This is a genomic window from Streptomyces sp. NPDC058157 (assembly GCF_042884105.1).
Lineage (GTDB): Bacteria > Actinomycetota > Actinomycetes > Streptomycetales > Streptomycetaceae > Streptomyces.
In genome coordinates this window covers 1-5,068 of the sequence record NZ_JBHVUQ010000329.1, presented here as the reverse complement: position 1 = coordinate 5,068, position 5,068 = coordinate 1, and the positions used below count along the sequence as shown (strand labels likewise).

Below are 5,068 nucleotides of genomic sequence, written 5' to 3'. Positions count from 1 at the left end.
CGATCCGGCCCCGGTCCGCCCGGACCTGGCCCTGCCGGCGCTGCCCGCCCGCAGCCCGGGCGCCGGGGACCCCGAGGTGCGCGCCCAGGCGGCCACGGCGAAGCCCTCCGCCGCCACCCGCGCGCCCTCCCCGTCCCCGTCCACCGCGAAGCCCTCGACGAGCCCCACCACCAAGGCGCCGGACGGACCCGCCAAGGAGCCGGGCGGCTCCGGCACCCTGCGCCCGGGCGACAAGGGGCCGGAGGTCAGGGAGCTCCAGGAGCGGCTCTACGGGCAGGGGTTCACCTACGTCCGGATCACCGGGGTCTACGACGGCCAGACCAAGCGCGGGGTCTCCCAGCTCCAGCACGACCGCGACATCAAGGGCGACCCGAACGGCGTCTACGGCCCGAACACCCGGGCCGCCTTCGGCTGACGCCACCGGGGCCACGCGGCCCCGGCCGGCGCCGGGCCGCCCGACACGCCGACCCGCACGGCTCCTGCCGTCCGTGCTCCGGCGTCCGTGCTCCTGCCGTCCGTGCTCCGGCCCCCGTGACCGGCTCAGCGGCCGCCGGAGACGCGGAGCACGGCGCCCGTCGTGAACGAGGCGTCCGGCGACAGCAGCCACGCGATGGCGCCGGCGATCTCCCCGGGCTGCCCGGGCCGCCCCAGCGGGGCCGCGCCCGCCGTCCGGGCCGGGCGGTCCGGGTCGCCCATGGCGGCGTGCATGTCGGTCTCGATCACGCCCGGCGCCACCGCGTTGACCCGGATGCCGTCCGGCCCCAGCTCCTTCGACAGTCCGACGGTCAGGGCGTCGACGCCGGCCTTGGTCGCCGCGTAGTGCACGTACTCCCCGGGGCTGCCCAGGGTCGCCGCCGCGGAAGAGACGTTCACGATGGCACCGCCGCCGTCCGCCGCCATGTCGCGGGCCGCCCGGCGGCAGCAGAGCAGGTACCCGAGCAGGTTCACCTCCACCACCCGCCGCAGGTCCTCCGTCCGGGCGTCGACGAGCCGGCCCAGCGGCCCGGTCACCCCGGCGTTGTTCACCAGCCCGGTGATCGGCCCCAGTTCGGCCCGGGCCACGTCGAACAGCCGCTCCACGTCCGCCTCCCGGGAGGTGTCGCCCCGTACCGTCAGGCACCGCGCGCCCGCCGCCCGCACCCGCTCCGCCACGGCCTCGGCGGACTTCTCGTCGCGCGCGTACCCCAGCACCAGGTCGTGGCCCTCGGTGGCGAGGCGGACACAGGTCGCCGCGCCGATCCCCCGGCTGCCTCCGGTGACGATGGTGACGGGTCTGCGCTCCATGGTTCCTCCAAGTCGTGCGGGCACGCGCCCGTTGCCGGGCGCGGCGCAGGCTAACACCTCGATATCCGGTGGACCAGCGGAAATGGCGGCCCCGACAGTGGTCCGGCAACCGATCCGACCCCCGCCCCGAGGAGCCGCCGCCATGTCCACCCTGCGCGTCACCGTCGAGGAACTCACCGTCCACGCACACCCGAACGCGGACGCCCTGGAGCTGGCCCAGGTGGGCCTCTACCGGGCCGTCGTCGCCAAGGGCGCCTACCGGACCGGGGACTTGGCCCTCTACATCCCCGAGCAGGCCGTCCTGCCCGCCGCCCTCATCGAGGAGCTCGGCCTCACCGGCCGGCTGGCCGGAAGCTCCGGCGACCGGGTCCGTGCGGTCCGGCTGCGCGGCGAGCTGTCCCAGGGGCTGGTGTGCCGGCCGCGCGCGCTCGACGGGACGGACCTGGAGCTGGCCGCCAAGGAGGGCACCGACTTCGCCGGGGCCCTGGGCATCGTCAAGTGGTCCCCACCGGTCCCGACGACGATGAGCGGCGAGGTCGAGGCCGCGCCCGGACTGCTGCCCTGGGTGGACATCGAGAACCTCCAGCGCTACCCGCGGATCTTCGAGCCGGGGGAGCCCGTCGTCCTGACCGAGAAGCTCCACGGCACGGCCTGCCTGGTCACCTACCTGGCCGAGGAGGACGGCCGGGTCCTCGTCTCCTCCAAGGGCTTCGGCGCGCGCGGCCTGGTGCTCAAGGAGGACGAGCGCAACCTCTACTGGCGGGCGGTGCGCGGCCACGGCGTCGAACGGGTCGCGGCCCGGCTGGCCGAGCGGCTCGGCGCCACCCGGGTCGGCGTCTTCGGCGAGGTCTACGGCGCCGGCGTGCAGGACCTGCCGTACGGGGCGCAGGCCAGGGCCGCCGACGCCCCGCCCGGGTTCGCCGTCTTCGACGTCTGCGCCGAGGTCGACGGCCAGGTGCGCTGGCTGGACCCGGCGCGGGTGCTGGAGGAGGGTGAACTCCCCCTGGTGCCACGGCTCTACGAGGGCCCGTACGCCCTGGAGACCGTGCTGGAGCTGGCCAGTGGCCGGGAGACCGTCTCCGGGCGGGGCCTGCACCTGCGCGAGGGCGTGGTCATCCGGCCGGCCGTCGAGCGGTACAGCCCGGTCACCGGCGGGCGCGCCATCGCCAAGGCGGTCAGCCCGGCCTACCTGACGCGCAAGGGCGGCACCGAGTACGAGTGAGCGGGCGGCGGCTTCCCGGCGCCGCCCGTGTTGTACCGGGGGCCGCCGGGCGGTTCGTGGTGGGATGGGGAAGGGGTGGTTCCGTTCCGCCGGTTCCGCCGGTTCACCGAGAGGGCACACCCATGTCACAGGAACCCCAGGACGGCCGGCCCACCATGCGGGCGATGGCGTACGACACGTACGGCGGGCCGGAGGTACTGGCCGAGACCAGGCTCCCGGTCCCCAAGGTCGCCCCGGGCGAGGTCCTCGTCCGCGTGCGGTGCGCGGCGGTCAACCCCGTCGACTGGAAGATCATGGCGGGCGGGCTCGACGGTCTGATGGACACCGTGTACCCGGTGGTCCCCGGCTGGGACGTGGCCGGGACCGTCGAACGGGTCGGCATCGACGTCCCCGAGTTCGCCGAGGGCGACGAGGTCATCGCGTACGCCCGCAAGGATTACGTGCACGGCGGCACCTTCGCCGAGTTCGTCTCCGTCCCCGTACGGGCCCTCGCGCGCAAGCCCGCCTCGCTCGACTGGCGGCAGGCGGCCGGCCTGCCGCTGGCCGGGCTCACCGCCTACCAGCTGCTGACCCGCCTCGGCACCGGCAGCGGCGACAGCGTCCTCGTCCACGGCGCGGCGGGCGGGGTCGGCTCGCTCGGCGTGCAGATCGCCCGCGCCCTCGGCGCCCGCGTGATCGGCACCGCCTCGCCCCGCAACCACGACCGGCTGCGGGAGCTGGGCTGCGAACCCGTCGCCTACGGGGACGGGCTCACCGAGCGGGTCCGGGCCCTGGCCCCGGAGGGCGTGAGCGTGGTCGCCGACTTCGTCGGCGGGGTCCTGGACGTCACCACGGCCGTGCTCGCCGACGGCGGCCGGCACGCCTCCATCGCCGACCACACGGTGCTGGGGGCGGGCGGCCAGTGGATGTGGGTCCGCCCGGTGGGCGAGGACCTCGCGGCGCTGGGCCGGCTCGCCGACGAGGGCCGGCTGACGGTCACCGTCGCCGAGGCCTTCCCGCTCGCGCGGCTCGCCGAGGCCTTCGCCCTCAGCCAGGAGGGCCACACGGCCGGAAAGATCGTCATCGACCTCTGACCGGCCCACCCCGTCCGCACGGCGCGGCCCCCCCGGCCGGGACGGCCGGGGCGCGCAGGGGGGGGGGCCGATCCCGAACGGCGTGCCCGCCGCCCGGGCTTCTCCCGGATCCTGCTCCCCGGCTGCCGCCGGAAGGTACCCCGGGCCCGCGCCGTCCGGCACCGCACCTGGCCGCCGTGGGCGCGGACCTCGGGCGCGTCCTGCCGGACGAGGACACCGCCCCCCGGCCGCATCCGGGCGCGTGTGCGGTCGCCGGCTCACGGTAGGTCCGGGACCTCGCCGCCGTCCGCGTGGGACACCGTCACCCCCGGCAGGGCCGCCGCCCAGGGGGCCGTGAGGACGGCCAGGGCGGCGGCGTCCGGTGGGGCGGAGCCCAGGCCGACGGCGTAGCGGGCCAGGGCCGGGGAGCGTTCGAAGGGGCGCGGCCAGGCGTGGACCTCGGGGAGCCCGGCCTCCTCCAGGGCGGCGAGCAGGGCCCGCATCCGGCCCCGGGCGCGGCCCAGCCGCTCCTCGAACTCCCGCGCCGTGTCCGCCCGTACGGTCACCACCGCCCAGGCGGCGTGCCGCCGGTGCGGCGGGGTCGTCGGCAGCGGCCCCGCCGGATCCGCCTCCAGCCGTTCCCAGGCCTCGTACAGCTCCCGGACCAGCAGGTCCCGCAGGCCCGACCCCACCTGGGCCGTGCAGCTGCGGACCGGCGCCGAGGGGGTCAGTACCGTGACCGGGTCCGGGCCCGCGGCGGTGACGGCCGCCGGGTCCAGGGACACCGGACGGCTCCAGTCCCAGGCGGCCCAGGTCCCGAAGAACTCCCGCCGCAACGCCGCGGGCGACCGGTCCGCGGCTTCCCGTACCGTCCGCGCCGCCAGCACCGTCCAGGCCAGCCCGGGCAGGCCGCCGAAGGGCGCCGAGTCCAGTCCCCGGGCCCGCGCCCAGGCCTTGACCTCCCGCGCCAGCCCGGCGAAGGCGGTGTGCTCCGCCCCCACGGCCGCCCGTACGGCCTCGGCGTCGCCGAGCGCGCTCAGCGCCACCGCGGCCGCCTCCCCGAGCTCCGCGCGCCGTTCCACGGCCCGGGCCGGATCCAGCCCGCCGGACCCGACCACGACCAGGTCCACGTCCAGCCCCGACACACGCAGCCGCAGCCCCGGCACCCGCGCGCCCGTCACCTCCCGCACCCGCTCGGCCTGCGGCAGCGCGGCCGCCATCCGGGCCCGTACCGCCCCGGCGTCGGCCGCGCCCGGCAGCACCGCCACCAGGTCCAGGTCGGCCCCCGGCAGCGCGCAGCCCATCGCCCGGGACCCGGCCACCCGCACCACCGCCCCGGGCAGCGCCGCCACGATCCGCGCGGCGATCCGCCCGCCGGCCCCGTCGTCCGTACCCCCGGTCCCCGCCCGCGCCGCCGACCCGGGTTCCTGCGTCCCCGGGGCGTCGAGTCCGGCCCCCGGGCCGGTGGACGCCGCAGACGAGAGGGGAGTTCGCTGTGCTTGGGGGGCGG

Annotated in this window: 5 protein-coding genes; 3 read left to right on the top strand and 2 right to left on the bottom strand. The window is 77.5% G+C overall.

The genetic code is table 11. The features are described from left to right. Positions 1–415: peptidoglycan-binding protein (locus tag ACFVXK_RS37040; RefSeq protein WP_389621306.1), on the top strand; the 415-nt coding region annotated here is incomplete at its 5' end. A 125-nt stretch (positions 416–540) separates the two neighbouring features. Here ACFVXK_RS37040 and ACFVXK_RS37035 read toward each other — a convergent pair. Further along, positions 541–1,284: an SDR family NAD(P)-dependent oxidoreductase gene (locus ACFVXK_RS37035; RefSeq protein ID WP_389621304.1), complete on the bottom strand. Its 744-nt coding sequence runs from the start codon at positions 1,282–1,284 to the stop codon at positions 541–543. Between the two features lie 142 nt (positions 1,285–1,426). Between ACFVXK_RS37035 and ACFVXK_RS37030 the strand changes: the two genes are divergently transcribed. Both ACFVXK_RS37030 and ACFVXK_RS37025 read left to right on the top strand, forming a co-directional pair. Then, a complete protein-coding gene (locus ACFVXK_RS37030) occupies positions 1,427–2,506 on the top strand; it encodes an RNA ligase (ATP) (RefSeq protein ID WP_389621301.1) in 1,080 nt (359 codons plus the stop codon). 155 nt (positions 2,507–2,661) lie between these two features. Next, positions 2,662–3,579, top strand: coding sequence for an NADP-dependent oxidoreductase (locus ACFVXK_RS37025; RefSeq protein ID WP_389621309.1), 918 nt, complete (start codon positions 2,662–2,664; stop codon positions 3,577–3,579). Positions 3,580–3,836: 257 nt separating this feature from the next. Here ACFVXK_RS37025 and ACFVXK_RS37020 read toward each other — a convergent pair. After that, positions 3,837–5,068 (bottom strand): poly(A) polymerase (locus ACFVXK_RS37020; RefSeq protein ID WP_389621298.1); only part of this gene is annotated, 1,232 nt, incomplete at its 5' end.